We start from the raw sequence: 26,144 nt of genomic DNA, 5'->3' as shown, positions 1-26,144 counted from the left end.
CAAGGTCCTGCAAATTTTTTCGTGCGCGAAAGGCGCGGGGCTATTCACGCATCAAGTCGGCGACGCGATCGCCCCATAGTTTCGGCTTCATCGTCGTCCCGTGGCCGACGGTCTCGGGGCCGGTGGGGATCATCATGAACTGCCCGGGTGCGAGCTTTGCCGCCATGCGCGCGACCTCGCCCGCGTCCGCCGCGTTCACCAGATCGTCGGCACTGTTGATCCACAGGATCTTCGCCCTGATCTTCGCGAGATCCGGCTCCGGATTGTAATCGCGCGAGGCGTCGAACTGGTAGATCATGTCGTTCGCATCGCGGTCCGGCACAGCCTTGAGCATGCGGTCGACCTCGGCGTCAGCCGCGGCGCGGGTCGGGAATTGCCGCTGCTGGACTGCCGCGGTGGTATTCGAGAAACTGAGGATGAAGGTCGCCGCGCGCAGGCCCTGGAGTGGCGGCGTGGCGTAGTTGCCGCCCTGATAGGCCGGATCGTTCCTGATGCTCTCGATCGCCATTTTCCGCGTCAGCCGGTTGCGGCCGGCGATCTCGGTGGGGGTGCAGGCAAGTGCGAGGACGCGCTTCATCGCCTCGGGATAGGCAGTGGCCCAGGTCCAGCTATGCATGCAGCCCATCGACTGGCCGCCGACCAGTTCGAACCTCTGGATGCCGAGATGCTCCGCCAGCGCATGCTGCGCGTCGACCATGTCGCGATAATCGTATTTCGGAAACCTGACCTTCAGCCCGTCGCTCGGCTTCGCGGTCCGGCCATGGCCGATCGCGTCGGGCAGGACGATGAAATAGCGGGTGGTGTCGAACACCTGGCCCGGCCCGAACACCGCGCTCGCGAAATCGCCCGAGGCCATGCCGCGCCCGGTGCCGCCGGTGCCGTGGAGCAGCAGGATGGCGTTGCTGATGTGACCCTGCGCATCCCGCTTCGGCGTGCCGAGCGTCGCATAGTGGATCTTCATCCCCGCCAGGGTCTCGCCGGTGTGGAAGCGGAACTCGGGCACCACATAATCGGCCTCGGCGATCATCGGAGCGGGCGGCCCCTGCTGGGCCGCGGCGCCGATCGTCATGCCCGCAAGCGCGAGTGCGGCGATGCTTGGGAATATCGTCTTCATGGGCGGGCCTTTGCGCATGCGGGGCTGGCCGATGATACCGCCAGGCCCCGCCCGCACAAAGGCGCCATCCGCGCCCGATCAATAGCCCAGCGCGGCGCCGTCCTTGCGCATCTCGCTCGCGCCCCAATAGACCTTGTGCGCCTTGTCCCACTGGATCGCCTGATAGCCGCCGAATTCGTCGGTGCCATATTCCCAGCCGGGCGGAATCACCTTGAAGCCGCGGGCGCGCAGCCCGGCCTTCACTGCGTCCGAATAGCCGGATTCGATCGCGACCGTGCCGAGGCCTTCCGACGGATCGCCCATCACCGTCGTGCTGCCGCCGTGATACCAGCGCGCGGCGTCACCGGCGTCCTGCACGTTCATCCCGAAATCGATGATGTTGACGAGCAGCTGCACCTGCCCCTGCGCCTGCATGTCGCCGCCCATCACGCCGAAGGACAGGAAGGGATCGCCGTCCTTCATCACGAAGCCCGGGATGATGGTGTGGAACGGCCGCTTGCCCGGCGCATAGACATTGGGCGAGGCCGGGTTGAGCGAGAACAGCTCCGCCCGGTCATGGAACATGAAGCCGAGCCGGTCGGCGACCAGGCCCGAGCCCATGCCGCGATAATTGGACTGGATGAACGACACCATCATGCCGTCCTTGTCGGCGACGGTGAGATAGGTGGTGTCGCCGACGCTGAACTGCGCCTCGCCCGGGCCGACCGCCGGATCGGGCTTGTCCATGTTCATCAACGTGCGCCGCTGGTCGGCATAGCCGGTCGAGAGCAGGGCCTTCAGCGGGATCTTCGCGAAATGCGGATCGGCATAATATTTCGCCATATCCTCATAGGCGAGGCGCTTGGCCTCGAGCACGGTCGTGACGCTGGCGAGGCTGCCCGTCCCCATTGCCTTCAGATCATAGGGTTCAAGCAGGCGCAGGATCTGCAGCACGCCGAAGCCCTGGCTGTTCGGCGGCAGCTCGAACACGTCGTAACCGTGATACTTGACGCTTTGCGGCTCGACCCATTCCCCGCGAAAGCCGGCGAAATCGGCATAGCGCAGGTCGCCGCCGATCCGCTTGAAATAGCTGTCGGCGGTCTTTGCGATCTCGCCATTGTAATAGACGTCGCGACCGCCGGCCGCGATCTTGCCGAGCGTGGCGGCGAGATCGGGGTTGCGGAACATCTCGCCTTCGGCCGGGCTATGGCCGTCGATCAGATAGGTGCCGCGCGCATTGTCGAATTCCTCGATCATCGCGCGGCCGGCCTCGAACAGGCCCATGTTGCGCTTCCAGTTCTGCGCGATCATCTGGGTGACCGGAAAGCCGTCCCGGGCATAGCCGATCGCCGGGGCGAGATCGTCGCCGATCGGCAGCTTGCCGAAACGATCGTGCAGCGCGAACCAGCCATCGACCGCGCCCGGCACCGTCACCGACAGCGAGCCGTAGCGGGGAACGTGCGGCACATAGGGCACGCCCATGCGGGCCGAGATCGCTTTGGCCTTGGCGATCATCTGCGCCAGATCGCGCCCGGCCGGTGCCTTGCCCGAAGCGTTATAACCGTAGAGCTTGCGGGTCTTCGGATCCCAGACGATCGCGAAGAGATCGCCGCCGATGCCGGCGGAGATCGGCTCCATCAACCCCAGCGCCGCATTGGCGGCGATGGCGGCATCGATCGCGCTGCCGCCCTTTTTGAGGATGTCGACCGCGATCTGCGTCGCCAGCGGGTGCGCGGTCGCGGCCATACCGTTTCGTGCGATCACCGGCGACCTCGTCGCCCAGAACTGCCCGGAATAGCGATCGCCCCGCGCCCCGGCCTGCGGGACCCCGATCTGCTGCGCCCCGGCGATCGGGGCGACCAGCGCCGCGGCAAATGCCGCGGCGCCGGCGAACCAGTTGCTGCTCAATCCCCGCATATCAGAACTTCACTCGCACGCCGGCGGTGAAATAGCGACCCGCGACATCGTCGCCCGCCACCACCGGCGTCACCTGGCCGGGGCTGTCGGTCGCCAGGATACGCGGGGCGCGGTTGAACAGGTTGCCGATCGAGAAGAAGGGCTGCATCTCGCCTTTTCCGTGCGGCACGGTGTAGCTCAACGTCAGATCGGTCACGTCATAAGAGCCGGGTTTGGGATCGAGATAGATCAGCGAAGGATCGGCGTTCCACTTCACCCCGCTCTTCCAGCGATTGAGGATTCCCACATCGAGCCCGCCGACCTTCAGGCTGATTTCGGTGGTGATGCGCCATTTGGAGAAGCGTTCGCCGACGCCGGCATAGTCGAAGGTCACCGCGCCCGGGAAATTGCGGATCTCGAGCTTTGGCTGATACGACCCGAGCACCCTGATGCCGAGCGAGCTGTCGGCATGGAAGGCGAGCGGCGTGCGATAGCTTGCCTCCACGTCCACGCCCTGGGTCTTGGTCAGCGCGGCATTGATCGAGCCGTTGAAATAGCGCGTCGGGAAGTTCGCCGCCGTGGTGTTGGTGTTGCCCAGCGGCCGGGTGATGTTGGCGCAGAAGGGCGATGTGCCGCCGGACGTGGTGCACTCGCGGATCTGGGTCTGGATGTCGACCGTGCCGATCGCGTTGTCGATCTTGATGTTGTAATAATCGACCGACAGGTTGAAGCCCGGCAGGAAGCTCGGGCTGAACACGATGCCCGCGGTGTAGGTCCGCGCCACTTCCGGCACCAGGTTCGGGTTGCCGCCCTGCACCTGCTGAGTCGTCGCGCTGACGCCGGTCAGCGGATCGACCAGGCCCGAATTGCGGATCTGAGTCGCGGCGAACAGATCGAACAGGGTTGGCGCGCGGATGTCGCGCGACGCGACGAGACGGATGCGCAGATCGTCGATCGGGCGATAGTCGAGCCCCGCCTTCCAGGTCCATACGCCGCCGCTGGTGCGGTAATGGGTGTAGCGGCCGGCGCCGCTGACCTCTAGCGACTTGCCGAGTGCCGAATCCTTGAACAGGGGCACGACGAGCTCGGCATTGCCCTCCCACACTTCCTGCGCGCCGTTCGCGCCGGCGACGACCACGCCGGTGTAAGCGAGCGTCGAGGACGTGAAGCCGCCGCGCAGGCCAGTGAAGTCGACCGGGGCGAGCGGATCGACGGTCGAGGTCTGGACCAGCGACTGGTGGCGATATTCGCCGCCCAGCGCGATCGAGACCGGGCCGGCCCACAGATCGAACAAGTCGCCGGTGACGTTCGCCGTGATGTCGTCCGAGCGGTTCGTCGCGTACCAGGCGGTATCGTTGTTGGTATAGGCGATCGCTGCCTCCGACGCGTTGTTTGCGCCGAACGGGTTGATCGGGACGCAGCCGGGATAGAGACCCGGATTGGTCAAGGTCACGCGGCAGACGATGGTGCCGTTGCGTGTGCCGGTGCGGAACTGGCCCTCGTCCACGGCGTCGACGGCGGCGTAGAAGCTGCGGTTGTTGCCGTTGCCGTGCTGGATCTGGTCGGTCTTGCCGCGGCCATAAGTGTAGGACACGTCCCATTTGAACTTGCCCACCGATCCTTCGAGACCGACGGTGCCGGCGAGCGACCTGGTCTCGATCTCGAAATCGGGCCGGCCGAGATAGAGGCCGCGCATCGACACGACGAAGCTGGAGATGTTGTTCGCCGTCAGGATCGACTGGATTTCCGGACGCAGGAACGCGTTGCCGCTGAAGATCGTGACCTTCGAGCTGCTGGTGTCGGCGCGGTTGGCGGTCGCCTGGCTGTGATGGCTGTTCGATTCCGAATAGCCGAGCTGGGCAAAGGCAGTGACACCGCCGAAATCATATTCGAACCGGCCGAATGCCTGTTTGGTGCGGAGCGTCGCGAGCAGGCTGGTGCGCGGATGATAGGTGCCGTCGCCGCCGCTGCTGAACGCCGCGGTATTGGTGGGCGTGCCCTTGTCGAACGGACGCAGGCTGCCGTCCGCGTTGAAGGTCATGTTGGCGAGCGAGTCCGGGATGGTCGGGTTGATCGTCGCGGTGCGGCGGATCAGGCCGCCGAACGCGCGATCATTCTCGCGCCCTTCATTGACCTGCTTGAACGGCGACGCGAGCGTGCCGGTGCCGGTGAGCAGCTGGTTGTGGAACCAGGGCCGCTCCTCCTTGGCTGGGACGCCGTCGCTGTTGCTGTATTCGGCGCTGAGCAGCAGATGGCCGCTGCCGCCGAACAGGCCGGTGCCGAAGGCGATGTTCGCGCGTTGCGACCCGTCATCGCCATATTGCGAGATGCCGGCCTGGAGCGTGCCCTTGAGCCCGGTGAATTTGCGATCGAGCACATAGTTGACCACGCCAGTCACCGCGTCCGAGCCATAGACGGCGGAGGCGCCGCCAGTGACCACGTCGACGCGCTGGATCAGCGCCTGAGGCAGGGTATCGACATCGACATTGCCGTCGAAATTGGTCGGCGGCACGCGGCGGCCGTCGAGCAGGATCAGGGTGCGGATCGTGCCGAAATTGCGCAGGTTGAGGAAGCTGCCGATATTGTTGACGCCGCCCGAGCCGAGCCCGCCCTGCCCCGATCCCGCCTGGGTCTGCGATCCGGCAAAGACGGGGAGCTTGTTGAGCCCCTGGGTCAGGTTCTGCGGCGAGGTGAACTGGAGCTGCTCGGCCGTCGCGACGACGGTCGGGGTCGGTGCCTGATAGCCGTTGCGCTGAATACGCGATCCGGTGACGACGATGTCGGGGCCGCCGGTCGCGGGCGCCTCTTCGGCAGGCGGAGGGGCATCCTGCGCCTGTGCCTGGGTTGCCAGGCCAGTCAGCATGGTGAAGGCAGTCGTCCCTGCCAGGATCGCGGTCGTACGCTTCATGTTCGTTTCCCCTTAAGTCTTGTTTTTGGTCGGCTTCTTCTTGTTATTTCTGGCCCGGCGCCGTGCAGCGGAAGCTGGCCGCGCTGGCCTTGTCGCCGCTGCGGTAGCGCGGGATTTTCGGGTAGACGCAGATCGGCCGCTGGAAGCCGATCGTACCGGCCGGGCCGCTGCCCTTGGCGAAATGCGTGGCGACCAGGTCGTTCGGCGCGACGCCCTTTTCGACCCAGTCCTGCAGCGCGCGCGCCATGTCGTGGCGGCTGTCCTCGACCGGCGGAGCGGAATCGCGGGTCGCGTTGGAGACATAAGTCGCCCCCGGTCCGGTCGCGGTGTGCGACATGCCGGCGATCATATAGAGCCGGGCAAAACCTTGCGTATCGGCCAGCTTCGCCGCGGCGTCGGCGCCCGTGCTGCGAGCCACCACGCTGTGATAATAATCGATCGCCTCGGGCGCCGAGCCGACCGGGTCGTTCCAGCCCATGAACAGGATCAGCTTGCCGCCATGCGCGCGGAAGCGGGACAAATCGGGGTCGGTCGCGTTGATCACTGGGGCCATCGCAGCCAGCACGGTGTCGACATCCTTGCCCCAGTCGAAGCGCCACCAATCCCAGTTGACGTCATGGAACACCCAGTAGCGGAAGAAGTCGGCTCGGTTGGGCTCGTTGGGCTTGTCGGGATTGGCCCAGAAGGCGTTCCAGCCGGCGTGATCGTCGTAATCGATGCCTTCGCTGCCGAAGGTCAGCCCGGGATAGAGCTGCTTGCCGGTGCGCGCGTCGCGTGGCCCCTGATAGATCGCCTTGATCGTCGCGACCTGTTCGGCCGTCAGGCATTCCGATGTCTCGGCGGCTGGGCATAGCATCGTCGCAACGTCGAAGCGGCATTCGCGCGGATCGTTGATCACGCCGTCGGCCACGCCGTCGCCGGCATCGCAGGCCTTGATCGCAGCGGCAGTGATCGTCTTGAGCTTCGCATCCGGGACGATCGGATGCTCATTGTCGCCGCGCCGGTGGTTCTGCAGGAATTCCCACAGGAACAGCAGGTTGAGGTTGGTGCGGTTGTTGCCCGGTGCGCCAGCGATGATGCCGTCGAAATCCTCGGGGTGGCGCTGCGCGACCATCAGCGCCTGGTGCCCGCCGGTCGAGGAACCGCTGAAATAGGCGAAACGCTGCGGCTTGCCGTAATAGGCCTTGAGGATCAGCTTCGCCGCGACGACCGATTCATGGACCGCGCGATTGCCCCAGTCGGCGATCGCGACGGGGTTGTCCCGGCCGAAGCCAAGGTCGCCGCCGCTATGCCCGGTATCGGTCGCCACCGCGACATCGCCCCGCGCCACGCGCGCCGCCATCTGGGCGTAATAGAGGTTGGAGCCGTAGCCACCATTGCCCACCATGTGCAGGCGAGCGGACCATGTCGCCGACGCGGGCAGCCAGACCTCGAAGCCGATCTTCGACCCGGCCACCGGGCTGGAGACACCCCTGACCCGGCAGAAGTCCCGCGCCGCCGCATAGCGCACGACTGGCCGCCCTTCGCGTACGGGCTCGGCGAACCCATCGGTGCCGACCATGGTCGCACTGCTGATTTTCGCATGGGGAAGCGTGACGCCGGCAAGCGCGGCGCAGTCCTGGGCCGAGGCCGGTACAGCGACCGCCGCGATGGCCGCAGCAAGCAGGCCGGCTGTCGTGCGGGCAAGCCTTACCGGCATGCGAAGGACGCGCATCGATTTCTCCCCGATTTTTCACAGGATCGAGACCCGGCCTCTGAGCCGTTATGTCATGATTCCATCTTGTGAATTCAAAGTGCAATCGATTCGTAATTTTCGCAAGCGCTTTTTTTGCGCACGAAAGCTGCGTCGGGCGCGAAGAGGGCGACCGATCCTTGCAATATGAGACACAGGCAGCCCGCGCGATGAGGGAAGCGTCGCTTTCCGCTTCTCATCGCCAGCATTTAATTCATTGCATATTCTTTACACAAAGTACGAAGATGCATCAGGCTTCACCAAGCTGCCGGCGTCGGGTCAGGACCAGCACCAGGGTCGGCAGGATCGTCAGGACCAGCGGCGCACCGATCGCCAGGCCGAAGATGATCGCGGTCGCCAGCGGCTTCTGCAGCCCCGATCCCCGCCCGATACCCAATGCGAGCGGCAGCAGCGTGAGGATCGCGATCAGCGCCGACATCACGATCGGGCGAAGCCGTGCCTTGCCTGCTTCGAGCAGGCTCGCCGCGTCGACCGGCGCATCGGGCACCAGCTCGGCCAGGTAGAAGATCGCCAGCTCGGTGATCATGCCGACCACCATGGTCAGCCCCATCAGCGCCGAGATGTCGAGCTCGGTCCCGGTGAGCCAGAGCCCTGCGAACACCGCGGCGGTCGACAGCAGCACCGTTCCGATCACGGCCGCGGTGAAGGCCCATTGCTCGTAGAGCAGGGTGAGCAACAGCGCGGACAGCAGCAACGCGGCGACGAACACCGTGGTGAGGTCGCTGAACGACTGTTTCTGCTGCGCATAGAGGCCGCCATAATCGACCCGGATGGTGGACGGCAGATGCAGCCCGGCGACCGCCGCCTGCACTTCCTTGATGCCCGATCCGAGGTCCTCGCCCTCCAGCCGTGCGGTGACGGGGATGAAGGGGGCCAAATCCTCGCGGGTGATCTGGCGCTGGCCGGCGGCGATGCTGACCTGCGCGATGGCGCGGAGCGCCACCGCCCGGCCGTCAGCCGCGCGCACCGTCAGCGCGTTCAGCGCGTCGGCGCGCTGGCGCAGTTCCTGCGGCAGGCGGACGCGCACGTCGATGACCTGTTCGCCCGACAGGATCTGAGTCGCGACGGTGCCGCCGATCTGAGTCTCGACCTGCTTCGCCACCGCATCCGGATCGAGCCCGGCGAGCGCCGCCGCCGCGCGATCGACCTTGATGATGATGGCGTCGCCGGCGACGCGCAGGCCGTCCTGCACCTCGACCACGCCGCCGATCTTGCCGATCGTCTCCGCGACCTTGCCGGCCGCTTCGGCAAGCTGCGCCTGGTCGTCGCCGAACAGCTTGACCTCGATCGGCTGGGGCACGGCAGTGAGATCGCCGATCAGATCCTCCATCAGCTGCACCGTCTCGATCTCGAGCCCCGGAACGGTGGCCTGCGCCTTGTCGCGGATCTCGGTCATCACCTCGTCGATCGGGCGGCGCGAACCGGATTTCAGGCGGATGAAGAAATCGCCCTCATCCGCCTCGGTCAGACCGCCACCGAGCTGGACGCCGGTGCGCCTGGAATAGCCGGTGACTTCGGGCGTCTCGCGGATGATCTTTTCGAGCTGGCGCAGCAGCCGGTCGGTGTCGGACAGGGCCGCGCCCGATTTCGCCTTGTAATCGAGCACGAAGCCGCCCTCGTCCATCACCGGCATGAAACCCGATTCCAGGTGAGTCCAGGCGAACAGGCCCGTCACGATGAGCGCGAAGGTGCCGATCGCCGCGAACATCCGCGGTTTGGCAAAGGCGCGCGTCGCCGCCCATGCGTAGCGGCTGCCGAGCGCGCCGGTGAAGCGATCCGCCTTCTCGGCTGCCTGGGCATCCTTTTCGGTGAGCCAGCGATCGGCGATGATCGGCAGCACGAACCGGGCATAGAGCAGCGACACGACCAAAGCCGCGGTCATCGTCACCGCCAGCGCCTTGAAGAAGCCGCCGGTGACGCCCGAGATGAAAGCGAGCGGCAGGAACACGACGATCGTTGCCGCGGTCGAGCCGAACAGCGGTTTGGCCATTTCGCGCGCTGCCGCCAGCATCGAGGGGCGCTCGTCCTTCTCCGCTTCCTGCAGGCGGCGCATGAGATGCTCCAGCATCACCACCGCGTCGTCCACCACCAGGCCGACCGCCGCGGCCATGCCGCCGAGCGTCATCATGTTGAAGCTCATGTGCAGCGCGTAAAGTGCGAGGCAGGTCGCCGCGAGCACTGCGGGCAGCAGCGCGGCGGTGATGACCATCAGGCGCCAGCTGCGCAGGAACAGGAACAGCACCACGCCCGCCAGGATCGCGCCGAGCAGGATGGCATCGCGCACGGCATTGGCCGCACCCGTCACCAGTTCCGACTGGTCGTAGAAGACGCTGACCTTCACATCGGCGGGCAGCGACGCGCCCTTCAGCCGATCGTCGACCTGTTGCACCAGCTTCACGGCATCGGCGGTGGGCGTCTGGCGGATATTGACCAGCACGGCGTCCGTGCCGTTCGAGGTGACCTTGGTCCAGGCAGGCGCGGGCGCGCGGCGGATCGTCGCGATCTGGCCGAGCGTCGCGACGCCGGCGCCGGGCGCGGTACCAGCCTTGACCGGGATCGCGGCGATATCGGCTTCGTTGACCAGCCGGTCCTCGACCAGAGCGAGGTAGAGCCGGTGGCGGTCCTCGATCTTGCCGACCGCCGCGACGCTGTTCGCGCTGCCGAGCGCAGTGGTGACGTCGGTGATGGTCAGGCCGAGCGACTGGAGCCGGGCCGGGTCGACCTCGACATCGATCTCGGGCGTCGAGCCGCCGAGGATGTCGACGCCGGCCACGCCGGGCACGGTCGAGAGCAACGGCCGCAGTTTGAGCTGGGCAAGCTGTTCGAGCGCCACGCCGTCGCGCTTGTTCGAGGTCAGCGAGATGCCGAGCACCGGGAAGATCGTCGGATCCGAGCGGCGGACGCTGAAGCGCGTGCCCGGGGGCAGATCGGGCGCGATGGTCGCGAGCGCGCCCTGGGTCGCGAGCGTCGCCGCGACCATGTCGTCGCCCCAGTCGAAGCTGATCGCCACCTCGGCCGAGCCGCGGCTGGTGGTGGAGCGGATCTGGGTGACACCGGGTATTTCGCGCAGCGCAATCTCGGCGGGACGGGTGATATCGGCCGCCATCTGCGCCGCGTCACGCTCGCCCGCGTCGATCGAGACGACGACGCGCGGATAATCGATATGCGGGAACAGGGTGACGGGCAGCCGCGTCGCCGCGACCAGGCCGGCGAGCGTGATCAGGAAGACGCTGAGCCAGATCGACCGGCGATGGCGTTGCAGCAGCTCCCTCACTTCGCCGCTCCACCCTGTTCGGTGACCTTCATGCCGTCCTCGAGCGCGGTACCGCCCTCGGTGACGACCTTCTCGCCGGGCTGAAGGCCCTTCAGGATCTGGATGCGATCGCCCGCCGAATTGCCGGGCGAGACGTCGCGGCTCTTCGCCACGCCGTTCTTCACGACGAAGACATAGCTGCGGCCGCCGTCATCGAGCAGCGCGGCATAGGGGATGGTGATGCCGGTGCTGCTCGCGCCGATCTGAAGCGTCGCGCGGAGCGGCTCGCCTGCGCCGAGATGCAGCGCGGCAGGGATGCGAACATAGACCGAGGCGAGCCGGGTGGTCGGATCGATCTGCGGATCGACGCCGACCACCGCCACCCTGGCGGGCGCGGTGCCGTTGATCGTGTCGATGCTGATCGGCTGGCCGGGATGGACGCGCTGGGCCAGCATCGGATCCATGCCGAAACGCGCGCGCAGATCGCCCTGCGCGGCGACGGTCGCGAGCGTCGCGCCGGCGGCAAGCTGGTCGCCCGGCTTGGCGGTGAGGTTGCGCACGGTGCCGGCGATCGGCGCGCGCAGCGCCAGCGCGCCGCCCTTGATGCCGAGATTGGCGCGCGTCGCATTGGCGGTCGCGGCCGCCGCCCGGGCGGTCTCGACATCGGCGTCGCTGACCAGGCCGTCGGCCCGCAGCCGCAGCGCGCGGGCATAGGCCGCCCCTGCGGCCGCCGCGTCGCTGCTCGCCTTGGCGATGTCCAGCCGGGTGGTCGGGCTGGGCCGCAACAGGGCGATGGTCTGCCCGGCGCCCACTGCGGTGCCGGTCGGCGCGACGATCGTGGCGATGATCGCCTCGGCGGGCGCCACGACCGACTGCTCGCCGCCGGGGCCGGCCTCGGTCGCGCCATAGACGCCGACATCGTCGCTCGACGCGCCGGACTCGGCGATGCCGGTGCGGACCTGGGCGACGGCGTCAGGCGCGGCCGCTTCGGGCTCGGCGCCCCCGCCGCAACCGGCGAGCAGGATCAGGGGAATGAGCGGCGCACAGAACTTCATTGAGTCCATCCTTCGGCGGGGCCGCCCGAGAGCAATTCGAGCGCGATGGTCTGCTCGGCGATCTGCTGATCGAGCTGGCGGAGGGTCAGGCGACGGTCGCGCAGGGCCTGCGCGGCGGTATCGGCGGTGGCGGGCGCAAGATCGCCGCGCTGCGCGGCACGCTCGGTGCTGGCGGCGAAGCGCTCCAGCGCGGGCATCTGCGCGATCAACTCGGCCTTTTGCCGGCGCACGGTGACGAGCGTGCTGATCGCGGCGTCGATCTCGGCGCGGGTCTGGAACAGCCGCGCATCATATTCGGCATGAAGCTGCTCGCGGGTCGCCCTGGCAATCGCGATGCCACCGCGATTGCGGTTCCACAGCGGCAGGGTGAAACCGACCGCCGGGCCGACGGTGTAATTGTCGGCCGTGTCGCGCGCGCCCGCCACGGTGAGCGAGAGATTGGGGAACTGGTCGAGCACGGCCTTGTGCAGATCGGCCTCGGCCACGCCGTAACCGGCGCGCAAGGCCTGGAGATCGAGCCGGCGCCCGATCGCCTGGGCGACGAGCGTGGCGCTGTCGGGCGGCACGACCGGATCGGCGGGGGCTGCAAGGCGCAACTCGGTTTCGGGCGGCAGGCCGAGCATCTTGTTGAGATCGCCCTTCGCCGCAGCGAGGTCGCGCTCGGCGACACGCAGCTTGTCGGTCATATCGAGCAACGCCTGGCGGCGGCTGTCGAGTTCGCTCGCGGCGATATCGCCGCGGCCGGTGGCGCGCTGAGTCGCCTCGAACAGCTTCTCCGTCGCGGCGGCGCTGGTCCGCGCGATGGCGAGCTGGTCGGTCAGCGCGAGCACGCGCACGCCCTGCAGCCGCGCCTGCCCCGCCGTCTGCCATTCGGCCCAGGCGAGATCGAGCCGCACCTGGCGCTTGCTCGCCTCGCCCGCCTCGCGCGTCACGCGGGCAGTGCGCAGCTGGCCGATATCGAGGCCGAGCTGACCGCCGAACGCATTGAATATGTCCGGGCCTGACAGGATCTTGTCGACATTCGCCTGGAAGCTGGGATCGGGCAGCAGCCGCGCGGCAAAGGCCTGAGCGTCGGTCACGCCCGACTTCGCCCGCTGCGCCTTGAGATCGGGATTCTCCAGCACCGCGATCACCGCCAGCGCGTTGGGTGTCAGCGGCTGCGACAGGTCGATCGGCTGCGGCGTCAGGAAGGGCCGGTCGATCTTCGCCGCATCGGCCGACAGGATCGCCGCGTCGGGCGGCGCAAGCACATCGGACGGCACGGCAAGCGGCGCGGCCCGATAGGTCTGACAGCCCGAGAGCAGGCTGCCCGCCAATAACAGGGCAAAAGAGGCACGCCTCATCGCGGCCTCCGGGGCAGGGTCACCATGAACGTCACTCCGGGACGATTGTCGTCGAGACGGACGGTGCCGCCATGCGCCCTGGCAATGGCCGCCACGAGGCTGAGACCCAGGCCATGCCCGGGGGTCGTGCGGCTGCTCTCCAGCCTTGCGAAGCGGGCGAACACGCGCTCGCGATCCGTTTCCGGAATGCCGGGACCGCGATCGCTCACCGCGAGGTGCACGGCGTCCTCGTCGGCGGTCAGCGCGATGCCGATCGCAGTGCCGGGCGGCGTGTGGCGCAGGGCGTTGTCGAGCAGGTTCACCACCAGTTGCGCGATCAGCTCGCGATTGGCCTCGATCGCGATGCCGGGGGCGATATCGCGCGAAAAGGCCCGGTCCGCATCTTCGGCCGACAGCTGATAGGAATCGGCGAGATCGTTCATCAGCCCGCTCAGGTCGAGCGGCGCCATGCGCACCACCGTCCCGCCGGCCTCGACCTCGGAGATGCTGAGGATGGCGGCGAACAGCTCGAGCATGTCCTCGCTCTGCTCGATCGCCTGCTGCATCGCGGTGCGCAACGCCGGCGCATCGGCGTTGCCGGCCAGCGCGAGATCGAGCCGCTGCCGCAACCGCGCCAGCGGGGTGCGCAGGTCATGCGCGATATCGCCCGAGACCTGGCGGAGATTGTCCAGCAGCCCGGCGATCCGGTCGAGCATCTGGTTGAGCGTTTCGGACAGCCGGTCGAACTCGTCGCCAGTGCCGGAGATAGGCATGCGCCGGGCGAGATCGCCGCCGATGATCGCATCCGCCGTACGGTTGATCGCCCCGAGCCGGCGGCCGAGCGCACCGCTCAGCAGGAAAGCGCCGAGCACGCCGATCGCCGTGATCAGGCCGAAGGCGACCGCGAACAGGGGGATGATCCGGCCGTCGAGCTCCTCGATCGCCTCGGGATCGGCGCCGATGATCAGGGTGCCGCCATCGGCAGTGCGCGAGGTGAAGGCGCGGGTGTCGTCCAGCTTGCCGCTCTGCTTGACGAACAGCATGTTGGACCAGCCCGGCGTGGGGATCGCAGTCACTTTCCAGCCCGCCCGAAGTCGGCCCGAGGCATCCACCAGGGCGTAGCGCATGTCGCTGTTCTTCGTGGCGGCGCGATCCGCGATGATCGTTTCCAGACCGCCCACGCCGAGGTCGTTCGCTTCGCGCAGAATGGCGCCGCGTTCGGTCACCACACGCTGCTCAAGCTCGTACCGCAGCTCCTGCCGGATCGCCCAGTACATCGCCGTGCCCAGCGCGAGGATCAGCATCGTGAAGGCGAGGCTGTAGAAGGCCGCGAACCGGAAGGCAGTCGAGGAGGGCAATTTAGGCATCGGCATCGAACAAATAGCCGGCGCCGCGCACCGTCTGGATCCGGTCGCGGTCCGAGCCCGCATTCAGTTTCGAGCGCAGCCGGCTGATATGAGTCTCGACGATGTTGGTCTTGGGGTCGAAGTGGAAATTCCACACGCGCTCGAGCAGCATGGTGCGCGTCACCACCCGCCCGGCATTGCGGATGAGCTGCTCCAGCAGGGCGAATTCTCGCGCCTGGATGTCGATGCGCTGGCCGCCGCGGCGCACTTCGCGCTTGAGCAGGTCCATCTCGACATCGCCTGCGCGCAACACCGTCTCCGCGGCGACCGCCGCCGGGCGCCGCGACAGCGCGTTCAAGCGCGCGGTCAGTTCAGTGAAAGCGAAGGGTTTGACCAGGTAGTCGTCGGCGCCGGCTTCGAGCCCTTCGACCCGATCCTCGACCCGCGCCAACGCGGTCAGCATCAGCACCGGGGTGGCGATGCCGGCCGACCGGATCGAGCGCAGGATGGTCATGCCGTCGAGCACGGGCAGCATGCGATCGAGAATGATGGCGTCGAACGGCTCGCCGGTCGCGAGGAACATCGCATCGCGGCCATCGGCCGCCGTGGTTACCGCATGGCCGAGCTCGCGCAGGCCGCGCTCGATATAATCGCGCGTCTCGGCGTCATCTTCCGCAACCAGCACCTTCAACACCGGATCCTCCTGTATCGACCCTTTGCACCGCTCCGGATTGGTCACCCATTTCGCGGACTATACAAATCGCCAATGTTCGGCGGCGGTGAAAGCGGCCGCCTATTTCTCCGACACCACCATCAGGCGGAAACTGCCCGGCCTCGCCGTCGGCAGCACGCCGTCGCCCGTCTTGCCCTTCGGCCAGATCAGGTCGGCAGTCGAACTGAACGCGCGGTGAGTCCTGGGGTCGACAGACACCGTCTTGGCGTATTCGTCGATCGGCAGCGTCTGGTTCAGCGCGTAATGAGTCCGGTCGGCTTGATCGACGATCGTCCACCCACCCTTGCGGTTCGCGACGAAGATTCGGTCCTTGGCGTCGTCGAAGGCGATGCCGTCCGGGTCTTCGCCGACCTTCGCCGTCGCGATGATCTTGCCGCTGTCGGGATCGACCACCGCCAGAAGCGAATTGCCGGTGCAGCCGGTGAACAACAGGCGATTGCTCGGATCGAACGCCAGCGGCCCGGGGCCCTCGCAGCCGTCGAGCTTGATCGTCCGGGCGAGCGTCAGCGTCTTCGTATCGATCTCGGCAATGGCATTGCCCTCTTCGAGATTGACCCAGACCTTGCCCAGCCCGTCCGACTGCGAGAATTCGGGGCCGTTGGGCAGTTTGATCGTCTTGACGACTTCGGCTTTGGCCGGATCGATCACGCTCACGTCGGACGATTCGCCGTTGAACGCGAAGATCATGCCCGATGCGAGGTCGTGCACGATCGAATCGGGCTTTTTGCCGGCCGGAATTGCCTTGATCATCTTGCCGGTGGCTAGATCGAACATCACGACCGCATTCTGCTTGCCGTCAGTGACGAAGCCATGCCCGCGCGCCGCATCGAGCGCGACGCCGTGCGCCGCCTTCAAACCGTCGACCTGGAACAGGGGCTTGAGCGTGGTGAGATCAAGCACATGCACCGCCGCGGAGTGCGTGACGTAGAGGCGGTTCGCATCGGTATCGATCGTCAGGTAGTCGCCCCGGCCCTCGCCGGGCAGCGCCACCTTGTCGACCTTGAAAGGCGTCGGGGCAGCTTCCGCCACCGCATTGCCGGCGAGAGCCGACTCGTTTCCCGGCGTGGGATGGCAACCGGCAAGGGCAATCAGGACGACGGAGCAGGCAAGCATAGTACGCATGATACCTCCAGAATTAATGCGTCGCGCTTCGGCCGACGAAGTAGAATCGAGATATATCCAGTAATACTTGGATGATGCGAACCTTGTTCGACGTTCATCTTCTCGATCTTCTTCCACCCGCCACACAAGTGCCGGCGCCTTGTCGGCGCATCGCGCGCAATATCAAGTTACATTTATGTAATGTTTTCCTGTCGCCTGACTGTCACCGGCGAAGCGCCTGTCTCTCGCCTGTTGAGCGATACGAATTGGGGTTTGGGGGCGACCCGCTATCATCCGCCGGGATCATGGGAGGCTGATGTGCGAGGACTGAGGATCGGGGCCACCATGGCCATTGCGGCGCTCTGCGGAAGTGCGAGCCCCGCTGCGATAAGCGATCCGCAGCTGCGGATGGTGTTGATCGACATGGAGGGCGGGGGCGGTGCGCTTTATGTCACGCCCGAAGGCAAGTCGCTGCTGATCGACGCCGGCTGGACCGCCGGCATGCCCGACGAAGCGCCGGCATCGCCGACCAGCGCGTCGCGCGTGGTGAAGGCGGCGCGGGCGCTGGGCGTGCGCAGGATCGACACGCTGATCGTCAGCCATTTCCACGCCGACCATGTCGGCGGCGTCGCCGAATTGCTGCGCAGTATGCCGGTCGGTACGATCATCGACTATGGCGCCAGCCTTGAGCCGAAACGCCCCGGCAGCAATCCGCGCGTCACGCCGAGCGATCTGTTCAAGGAGTATCTGCCGGTCGTCGCGGGGCGCAAGCGCGTGCTGGCGAAGCCCGGCGATCATTTCCGCATCGGGAGCCTGCGGATCCACATCGTCAATGCCGCGGGGCGGGTGATGGCGGGGAACCTTCCCGGCGGTGGGCAGAGCGTAGCGGGTTGCGCCACCATGACCGATCGCGGCGCGCCCACGACCAACGAGAACGACGCCTCGATCGGGGTGGTCGCGAGCTTCGGCAAGGCGCGCATCCTCAACCTGTCCGACTCGACCTGGAAGATCGAGAAGCAGCTCGTCTGCCCCGCCAACAAGCTTGGCCGCATCGACCTGATGGTGGTGTCACACCATGGTTCGTCCCTCAGCAACAGTCCGCAGCTCTACGAGGCGGTGCGCCCGCGTGTGGCACTGCTGGGCAATGGCGAGACCAAGGGCGGTGATCGGCAGGTGCTCGAAACGCTTGCGATGGCGCCCTCGCGGCCGGCGGTGTGGCAGTTGCACAGTGCCACGAAGTCGCCGGAGCTGGATGTGGCGGCGGAGAGGATCGCCAATCCCGCGGGTCGGCCGGATGGGGCCTATGGGATCGAGGCGCGCGTTTCGGCGGACGGGACGATCCAGGTGACGAACCAGGGATCTGGGTTCAGCGTGACCTATCCGGCGGGGCGGTAGACTCGCTCCCGATTGCCTCATACGTCATGCCGGACTCGTTCCGGCATCCACTGTTCCGCAAACTCATCGGCCTTTGGGGTGCGGCACGGTGGACCCCGGAGCAAGTCCGGGGTGACGGAGTGGTTGGAATGGAAGCCTCTCCCTACCAGTTCGTATAAGACCCGTCCGTCCGCTCGCGCACGGGGATCGGCGCATAACGCTCCTTATACTCGGCCATCATCTCCAGCTTGGTGAAGTCCGCCTCGCAACCATGGCCGGGGCGATCGTTGATCAGCATCCGGCCCTTGTCGAAGTCGTAGTAGCTCTTGAGATAGGGCCAGCCGCGGCGCCCGGCCGCGCTCATCTCCATCAGCGCGGGTACTGACAGGGCTGCGTTGCAATGGACCAGGGTCGCGGTCGCGATCGGGCCGGTGAAGTGCGGGATCATGCCGATATGGTGAGTCTCGCACATCGCGGCGATCTTCATATACTCCGTGACGCCGCCGACATTGGGGATGGTCACCCGGCCATAATCGATCAGGTCGCCCTCGATCAGATGCGCCCAGTCCCATTTGTTGCCGAGCACTTCGCCCACCGCGATCGGCACGTTCACCTTCTCGCGGATCAGCTTGTAGGTATCGAGATTGTCGCTGCGGACCAGGTCCTCGACGAAATAGGGGCGAAGCGGCTCGATCATGTTGGCGAGCGCGATGGCGTCGTTCTGGTCGAATTCGCCGTGGAAATCGATCGCCCAGCCGCCGTCGCGACCGCAGCCTTCGCGGGCTTCGCGGCAGAGGTTGGCCATGCGGGGGACTTGTTCGAAGCGGTCGAATACGGGGCCGGCCGCTGGATCGTGGATTCGGTAGGTGTGGAAGCCGGCTTCCATGCAGGCTCGGGCGCGGTCCTTGTTGGAAGCACCCGGCTGGCCGGGGATCGAGAATCCGGTCGCGTAGCATTCGATATGGTTACGCGATTTGCCGCCAAGTAGTTGATAAAGCGGCACTCCGAGCGCCTTGGCCTTGATGTCCCACAAGGCCATGTCGAGCGCGCCGAGGGCGTGGGTTTTCTCGCGGCCGGCGGGGTAGAAATAGGCGCGGTGCATCGTCTGCCAGAGCCGTTCGGTCCGGAACGGGTCCTCGCCGATCAACTGCCCCGCAAGCTGCTCCATCACGTCGGGCGCGCCGCCCTCCCCCAGGCCCGTGATGCCCGCGTCGGTTTCGATCTGAACGATGTGCGTGCTCTGGTTGAAGGTCGGCTGGTGGACATTGGGCCGGCCCGCCGCATCGGTGGGCGTGCGGAAATAGCGGATGCGGGTGATCTTCGCCTTGGGCAGGGCCGCCAATGCCGGGATGGGGAATGCCGCCGCGCCGATCGCCCCGGCCGCCGCCATGATGAATTGCCGCCTGTCCACACCACTCTCCCGGAACTGCTTGTTATCGCCAAGGTGATGCCCCCAAGGGCGCGCGGGCACAAATTGGAGCGGTGTCCGGCGCCCCACGGTGCTCAACAGGTGAGACCCGACGCCTCCCGTCTCATTTCCTGAGAGCCATCACCTGGGGTCGTTTGACACCGGGAGGCCATGTTTCCCATTCGGGAGGGGCCAAGAACAACAGGCCGTCCAGGAAAAAAGCGGGTTCGCCACTGACGAGCGCCCCTTTCGAGGCGGTCATGGGGGAACCGGAACAGACCGCAAAGCGCGGCCAACATTTGGGGAGGATTTTATGTCTAGACGTTCCACTGCCACTACGCGTTTCGCCGTCTCGTTGCTGTCAGGAGCCGCCCTGCTGGCCCTGGCGACGCCCGCCTTCGCCCAGACCGCCCCGGCGCCAGCCGACACGTCGCCCGAGGCCGGCGCGCAGGACGATACGATCCCCGAGGACATCGTCGTCACCGGCTCCAGCATCCGCGGCGTGCCGCCGACGGGCTCCAACCTGATCCAGGTCGGCGCCGAGGAAGTCGTCAACACCGGCGCCTCGACCACCCAGGAACTGCTCGCGACCATCCCGCAGCTCAGCACCTTCAACACCGCGCCGCGCCCCGACCAGCGCTCCAACGGCATCATCTCGACCGCACCGAACATCCGCGGCATCGGCCAGGCGCAGACGCTGGTGCTGATCAACGGCCACCGCCTGGTCGGCGTCGGCCATCTGCAGAACATCCCCGATCCCTCGATCATCCCGACCTCGGGCGTCCAGCGGATCGAAGTCGTCGCCGACGGCGCGTCCTCGGTCTATGGATCGGACGGCATTGCCGGCGTGGTCAACGTCATCACGCGCAAGGATTATAACGGGCTCGAGGGCACGTTCCGCGTCGGTTATGGCGACAGCTACAACACGATGAACGCCAATGCAGTCGCCGGCACCAAATGGGACGGCGGCGGCGTGATGATCGCCGGCGAATATTCCAAGACGAGCCGGCTGCGCGCAACCGACCGCGATTATCTGACGCAGGATTTCACCGCGACCGGCGGCCGCGACAACCGCGCGACGGGCAATGCCTGTCTCTCGCCGACCTACCGCGTCAACACCACCGCGACCGGCGGCCCGACCGGCAACTATATCCAGCCGGCGACCGGCGCGGTCAGCCCGCGCTGCGACAATATCCGCGATCTCGATCTCTATCCGCGCCAGGAGCGGCTGAGCTTCCTCGCGGCGGGCCATCACCAGGCCGCAGACAATGTCGAGCTGTTCTTCGACGCCTTCTATTCGCGCACCCAGACCGATGCGTACCGCGAGTCGCTCTACACCACCAATGTGATGACGCGGAACAACCCGTATTTTCCGACCTTCGTCGCGGCGAACGTGCCGTCGATCAGCGTGACCTATAACGTCAACGCACTGGACGGCGTGCGCGAGCGCGATACCCAGGACCTGAGCGTCTATGGCGGCACCGTCGGCGCCGGCGTCGATTTCGGCCGGTTCAAATGGACCACCTATGTCACCGGATCGCGTTCCTCGACCGATCTGCGCGAAGGCAGCTTCAGCCCGGTCGCGGCCGGCGCGCTGATCCAGTCGAGTGACCCGAACACGGCGATTGACCCGTTCGGCGGCCGTACCAGCCAGCAGACCAAGATCACCCTGGCCGACTGGGAGCAGAGCTATCGCTCCAAGCAATATATCTGGGAGGTCAACACCAAGGTCGACGGCCCGCTGTTCGCGCTGCCCGGCGGCGACGTGAAGATCGCGGTCGGCGGCGTGCACCGCCAGGAGTTCTTCGACGGCCTGTTCACCAACGGGCGCATCAATGCGCTCGAAGGCGTCGGCGCGCAGAAGGGCCTGCGCAAGGTCTGGTCGGGCTTCGGCGAATTGTTCGTGCCGATCTTCAGCGGCGACAATGCGATCGGCGGCTTCCAGCGGCTCGACCTCTCACTGTCGGCCCGTCATGACAGCTATAGCGATTTCGGCAGCACGACGAACCCGAAGATCGGCGTGAACTGGGAGCCGCTGAAGGGCTTCACGCTTCGCGGCAGCTTCGGCACCTCGTTCCACGCACCGGCGCTGCCCGATCTCTACGGCCCGGACACGCGTGCGGGTTACCTGAACAACGGCCTCGCCCCTCCCGGCTTCCAGTCGGCCGACGTCCCGGGCGGCATCTTCATCGCAGGCGGCAACCCCAATCTCGACGCCGAAAAGGCGACCACCTGGTCGCTCGGCGTGGATTTCCAGCCGACCTTCCTGCCGGGCTTCAAGGCCAGCGCGACCTATTACAACGTGAAGTTCAAGGGCCGCGTCGCCTTCCCGTCCTCCTCCTTCTTCTACCGGGATCCGGCGTTCAACCAGTTCTTCGTCTCGAACAACGTCTGCACCACCGGCACCTACAACCCCGCGTCGCCCGACACGGTCAATTGCCGTCCGCAGCCGATCCCGTCGGCGCAGGTCTGGTCGATCATCAAGGACCTGCCGCTGCAGAACTTCCCGACCACGGTGACCGGCCCGAACGACCTGCCGCCGATCTACAGCATCACCATCCTGCGGCGCGCCAACCTGGCCGAGATCGATACCGACGGCATCGATTTCGACCTGAACTATCGCTGGAACATGGGCGAGCGCGTGCAGATGAGCGCCTCGGTCTCGGGCAATTACGTCCTGTCCTATGACCAGAAGGCAATCGAGGGTGCGTTGCCGATCGATCAGTTCCCGTTCGGCCAGGCCAAGTTCCGCGTCCGCGGTCAGCTTGGTGCGGTGGCGGGTCCGGTGACGGCCGTCGCGATGCTCAACTATAGCGACAAGTACAAGAACCAGTATTTCCTGCCGACCAACGTGCAGGCGACCGAGACGATCGGCGCCTACACCACGCTCGACCTGCACTTCGGCTACAAGCTGCCGGCGTCGGGCGTGCTGGAAGGCACCGAGCTGGTGCTCGACGTGGACAATCTGTTCGATGCCGATCCGCCCTTCGCCCGCGCCGGCAACGGTTACGGCAACGGCAACGTGCTCGGCCGGGTGTTCACCTTCGGTGTGCGCAAGAAGTTCTGATCCCGCCCGCTCCCTCTTCCCGGGGAGCGGAACCTACCGGCCGGCGGGACGATCGCTTCGCGCGATCATTCTGCCGGCCTTTTTATCCTTGTTGCACCCTGCCGCCACCGGCATGGTGATGGGCGGAGAGTGACATGGGTCCTACGGCGTTGCGGCGTTTCTTCGGGCCCTCGGCAGTGTTTGCCGCCGCCCTTCTGGTTGCCTCGGCCTCGATCGGGGCGAAACTTACCGCGCCTTCCGCAGCGCTTGCGCCCGTGTTGCTCGCCGGGCAGGCCGCCCCTCCCCAGGGCCTGACCGCCACCGCCGCGAAATTCGAACAGACCTGTGCCGGCTGCCACGGTGCCGGCGGCGTCAGCGGCGACCGCGCGCCCGCGCTCGCCAACAGCGCCAAGCTGCGCGCGCTGAGCGATGCCGAGATCGGCGCGATCATTCGTAACGGCACCGCGGGCGGCATGCCGCCCTTCGGCTTCGACGATGCCGAGCTCGGCCGCTTCGTCGCGCTGATCCGGTCGAAGAACCAGGTCGCGAAGAGCGACGCCACGCCCGAACAGATCGCGGCGGGCGAAGCGCTGTTCCACGGCGAGGGTGATTGCGCGAGTTGCCACATGGTGCGCGGGCAAGGCGGCAGCACCGGGCCCGATCTCAGCATGGTCGCGGACCGATCGACCGTGGCCGACATGGCGAAGATGCTCGACGACCCGAGCAAGATGATGGGCGCGCGCACCACCGCCTCCTGCCCGGGCTGGGCGTTCTGCCCCGATTTCCAATGGTCCGTCGTCAACGTGACGATGCGCGACGGCTCCACCCTGCGCGGCTTTGCCCGCAACGAGGCCGAGCACAGCCTTCAGCTCCAGACGCTCGATGGCCGGATGATCGCGCTGAGCGATGCGCAATACACGTCCTACGCCCGCGAGCCGCAGTCCTTCATGCCCCCGTTCAAGGGCAGCGCGGCGCAGCGCACGGCCTTGCTCGCCTATCTCTCGACCCTGAAGGGCCAGCGCCTCGGCCCGATCGCGCGCCCGAGCATGGCGGCGCCCTCCCCGGCCGAGATCGCCGCGGTGCTGCAGCCGGCGCGGGGCGAATGGCCTTCCTACAACGGCACGCCGACGAGCAACCGCCACAGCCCGATCGACCAGATCGACACGGCCAATGTCGGCCAGCTCAAGCTCGCCTGGAGCTTTGCGCCCGGCGGCATGGGGCTGGAGACGACGCCGGTGGTGATGGACGGCGTGATGTACGTGACCGGCGCCAAGCTTGTCTGCGCGCTCGACGCGAAGACCGGCCGCAGCTTCTGGTGCGCCGCGCGCAACGCCCGCCAGCCCCTGCCCGCGGGCGGCATCGCCGAGCAGCAGCGTGCGGGCAACAACGAGCCTTCCGCCGCGATCGGCCCGGCCAATGCCGCGCGGCCCTCGGCCGGCGTGGCGAGCGGCAACGGCCCCAATCGCGGCGTCTCGGTGGTCGGCAACCGGGTGATCTTCACCTCGGACGATGGGTATCTCATCGCGGTCAACCGGCTGACCGGCGGCGTGATGTGGACCGTGCCGCTGACCGACCCCGAGTTCGGCGGGCGTTATTATGCGACGCCGGCGCCTTTGGTGATCGGCGACCTAGTGATCTCCGGCGTGTCGGGCGGCGATTCCCCGACGCGCGGTTTCCTCGCTGCGTTCAAGGTGACCACCGGCGAACTCGCCTGGCGCTTCTGGACCGTACCCGCGCCCGGCGATGCCGCCGCCAAGACCTGGCAGGGCCCGGACATGGCGACCGGCGGCGCCGCGACCTGGATGACGGGTTCCTATGACAAGGCGACCGACACGGTCTATTGGGGCGTCGGCAATCCCTATCCCTCGACCGACGGATCGGGTCGGGTCGGCGACAATCTCTACGCCAATTCGATGATCGCGCTCGACGCGAAGACGGGCAAGCTACGCTGGCATTATCAGTTCACCCCGCATGATGTGCATGACTGGGATGCGACCGCGCCGCTGCTGCTGGTCGACGAACTCTATCAGGGCAAGCCGCGCAAGCTGGTGATGCAGGCCAATCGCAACGGCTTTTTCTATGTGCTCGATCGCGTCACCGGCCAGTTCCTGTTCGCCAAGCCGTTCGTCGAGAAGATGAACTGGGCGAGCGGGATCGACGCCAAGGGCCGGCCGATCCTGATCCCGGGCCGCGAGCCGACCGAAGCAGGTGTGTTCGCCTGCCCCGCGGTGCGCGGCGCGACCAACTGGTTCTCGACCGCGTACAGCCCGCAGACCAAGCTGTTCTACCTGATGGCGGCGGAGGATTGCGGCGTGTTCCGCACCAAGGGCAGGATCTACGGCGCCAATGTCGATGTGAAGAGCCCCGGCCAGCGCTTCCTCCGCGCGATCGACCCACAGACGGGGAAGATCGTATGGGAAAAGCCGCTGACCGGATCGCATGAGGCCAATTATTCGGGCGTGCTGTCCACCGCGGGCGGGCTGGTGTTCCACGGCGAGACTGCGGGCGGCTTTGCGGCGGTCGATGCGAAGACGGGCAAGACTTTGTGGTATTTCCCGACCAACGACGCGTGGCGCGCCTCTCCGATGACCTACATGGTGGAGGGGCGGCAATATGTCGCGGTGGCGGCGGGGTCGAATATCATCTCGCTCACGTTGCCAGTGTCTGGGCCGGAGCGCGCGCCGCAATGAGCCAGGACCTTACCCGCCGCACGCTGATCGGGGGCGCGATTGCCGCCGCTGCTGTGTCGAGCCTGGAGGCCGCCGCGCCCAAGACGATGCCGATGGTGGACACGCATATCCACCTGTTCGACCCCAACCGCCCCCAGGGCGCGCCCTATCGCGGGCCGAAGACCAGCCCGGTGTCGAAGACCGGTTCCTTTCCGGCGACCTATCGCAAGGCGCTGCACCGCCACCCCGTGGTCGCCGCGATCCATGTCGATGCGAGCCCGTGGATCGAGGACAATCTCTGGGCGCTGCAGACCGCCGAGACCGACCCGATCATGGTCGGCGTGATCGGCAATTTCCGGATCGAATCCCCCGACTTCCCGGAGATCTTCGCGCGCCACGCCAAGAACCCGCTGCTGCGCGGCCTGCGCTACGGCAATCTGTGGCGGTACGACATCGTCGCGCAATCGCAGCGGCCGGAATTCATTGCGGGGCTGAAGCTGGTGTCGGATGCCGGGCTGGCGCTCGACACCGCCAATCCGCGGGTCGACCTGCTCCAGGCGGTGGTGCGGATCAGCGACCGGCTGCCAGATCTGCGCATCGTGATCGACCATCTCTGCAAGCTCGACCCGAAGCCCGAGGAGCAGGCGGCCTATGACGCCGTGCTGAGCGAGATCGCGGGGCGGCCCAATCTCTATGTGAAGCTCTCCTCGAGCCTGCACGAAGGCAATGTCAGCCCGCGCCTAGCCGACCACAAGGCGCGGCTCGACCTGTTGTTCGGGACATTCGGGGCGGACCGGGTGCTGTTCGCCAGCGACTGGCCGAATGTGGAGGGGGATGGGCCGGTGGATGTCGCCGTGGCGATCCTGCAGGAGTATTTTGCGGGGAAGACGCTGGTGGAGCGGGAGAAGTTTTTCTGGCGGAACTCGATCGGGGCCTATCGGTGGGTGGCGCGGACGGCGGGGCAGAGGGCTTTGTTTGGGTGACCGGGCGGCGTTGACGGCGCTCGGGATAGCTCTAGTCCCAGAATCTCGCTTACGGTGCATTCAATTGCACGCGACGCTGCGTCGCTCAGCCCGTGGCGCACACAGACCGCGCATGGTTCCCCTCCCCGTTCTCGGCCGGATCGGAACGTTCGTTGCAGTTGAGCAACATTGTCCTCCCATCGCGCACCGTCACCAAAACGTCAC

Annotated in this window: 15 protein-coding genes; 4 read left to right on the top strand and 11 right to left on the bottom strand. The window is 66.6% G+C overall.

Features of this window, described 5'->3' with window-relative positions:
- Positions 1-40: 40 nt before the first annotated feature.
- From WC729_RS22530 to WC729_RS22485, 10 genes are all read right to left on the bottom strand, one after another.
- Complete coding sequence (locus WC729_RS22530) at positions 41-1,114, bottom strand: alpha/beta fold hydrolase (protein ID WP_372856692.1); 1,074 nt, start codon at positions 1,112-1,114, stop codon at positions 41-43.
- 78 nt (positions 1,115-1,192) lie between these two features.
- Positions 1,193-3,010, bottom strand: coding sequence for a gamma-glutamyltransferase family protein (locus WC729_RS22525; RefSeq protein WP_372856691.1), 1,818 nt, complete (start codon positions 3,008-3,010; stop codon positions 1,193-1,195).
- A 1-nt stretch (position 3,011) separates the two neighbouring features.
- Positions 3,012-5,897, bottom strand: a complete 2,886-nt coding sequence (locus WC729_RS22520) for a TonB-dependent receptor plug domain-containing protein (RefSeq protein WP_372856690.1) — start codon at positions 5,895-5,897, stop codon at positions 3,012-3,014.
- Positions 5,898-5,940: 43 nt separating this feature from the next.
- Positions 5,941-7,611, bottom strand: coding sequence for a tannase/feruloyl esterase family alpha/beta hydrolase (locus WC729_RS22515; protein ID WP_372856689.1), 1,671 nt, complete (start codon positions 7,609-7,611; stop codon positions 5,941-5,943).
- 268 nt (positions 7,612-7,879) lie between these two features.
- Positions 7,880-10,924: an efflux RND transporter permease subunit gene (locus WC729_RS22510; RefSeq protein WP_372856688.1), complete on the bottom strand. Its 3,045-nt coding sequence runs from the start codon at positions 10,922-10,924 to the stop codon at positions 7,880-7,882.
- The gene (locus tag WC729_RS22505) at positions 10,921-11,958 is read right to left on the bottom strand and encodes an efflux RND transporter periplasmic adaptor subunit (protein ID WP_372856687.1); all 1,038 of its coding nucleotides are present in this window, start codon (positions 11,956-11,958) and stop codon (positions 10,921-10,923) included. Before WC729_RS22505 ends, WC729_RS22510 begins: the two co-directional genes overlap by 4 nt.
- On the bottom strand, positions 11,955-13,301 hold the full coding sequence (locus tag WC729_RS22500; RefSeq protein ID WP_372856686.1) for a TolC family protein: 1,347 nt from the start codon (positions 13,299-13,301) through the stop codon (positions 11,955-11,957). The genes WC729_RS22505 and WC729_RS22500 overlap by 4 nt, the downstream gene beginning before the upstream one ends.
- Entirely contained in the window at positions 13,298-14,647 is a 1,350-nt protein-coding gene (locus WC729_RS22495; protein ID WP_372856685.1) for an ATP-binding protein, read from the bottom strand. Before WC729_RS22495 ends, WC729_RS22500 begins: the two co-directional genes overlap by 4 nt.
- The gene (locus WC729_RS22490; RefSeq protein WP_372857180.1) at positions 14,640-15,317 is read right to left on the bottom strand and encodes a response regulator transcription factor; all 678 of its coding nucleotides are present in this window, start codon (positions 15,315-15,317) and stop codon (positions 14,640-14,642) included. The genes WC729_RS22495 and WC729_RS22490 overlap by 8 nt, the downstream gene beginning before the upstream one ends.
- Positions 15,318-15,419: 102 nt before the next feature.
- On the bottom strand, positions 15,420-16,481 hold the full coding sequence (locus WC729_RS22485; RefSeq protein ID WP_372856684.1) for a YncE family protein: 1,062 nt from the start codon (positions 16,479-16,481) through the stop codon (positions 15,420-15,422).
- Between the two features lie 387 nt (positions 16,482-16,868).
- Here WC729_RS22485 and WC729_RS22480 point away from each other — a divergent pair, with 387 nt between their 5' ends.
- On the top strand, positions 16,869-17,855 hold the full coding sequence (locus WC729_RS22480; protein WP_372856683.1) for a ComEC/Rec2 family competence protein: 987 nt from the start codon (positions 16,869-16,871) through the stop codon (positions 17,853-17,855).
- 142 nt (positions 17,856-17,997) lie between these two features.
- On the opposite strand, the gene WC729_RS22475 is transcribed toward WC729_RS22480, so the two are convergent.
- A complete protein-coding gene (locus tag WC729_RS22475) occupies positions 17,998-19,245 on the bottom strand; it encodes a mandelate racemase/muconate lactonizing enzyme family protein (RefSeq protein WP_372856682.1) in 1,248 nt (415 codons plus the stop codon).
- A gap of 310 nt (positions 19,246-19,555) precedes the next feature.
- Between WC729_RS22475 and WC729_RS22470 the strand changes: the two genes are divergently transcribed.
- From WC729_RS22470 to WC729_RS22460, 3 genes are all read left to right on the top strand, one after another.
- Positions 19,556-22,309 (top strand): TonB-dependent receptor domain-containing protein, encoded by a 2,754-nt coding sequence (locus WC729_RS22470; protein ID WP_372856681.1) that lies wholly within the window; start codon positions 19,556-19,558, stop codon positions 22,307-22,309.
- A gap of 134 nt (positions 22,310-22,443) precedes the next feature.
- A complete protein-coding gene (locus WC729_RS22465; protein ID WP_372856680.1) occupies positions 22,444-24,978 on the top strand; it encodes a PQQ-binding-like beta-propeller repeat protein in 2,535 nt (844 codons plus the stop codon).
- A complete protein-coding gene (locus WC729_RS22460) occupies positions 24,975-25,940 on the top strand; it encodes an amidohydrolase (RefSeq protein WP_372856679.1) in 966 nt (321 codons plus the stop codon). Before WC729_RS22465 ends, WC729_RS22460 begins: the two co-directional genes overlap by 4 nt.
- Positions 25,941-26,144 lie beyond the last annotated feature (204 nt).

The organism is Sphingomonas sp. (assembly GCF_041661825.1).
GTDB lineage: Bacteria > Pseudomonadota > Alphaproteobacteria > Sphingomonadales > Sphingomonadaceae > Sphingomonas.
This window is presented reverse-complemented; position numbering and strand designations above follow the sequence as displayed.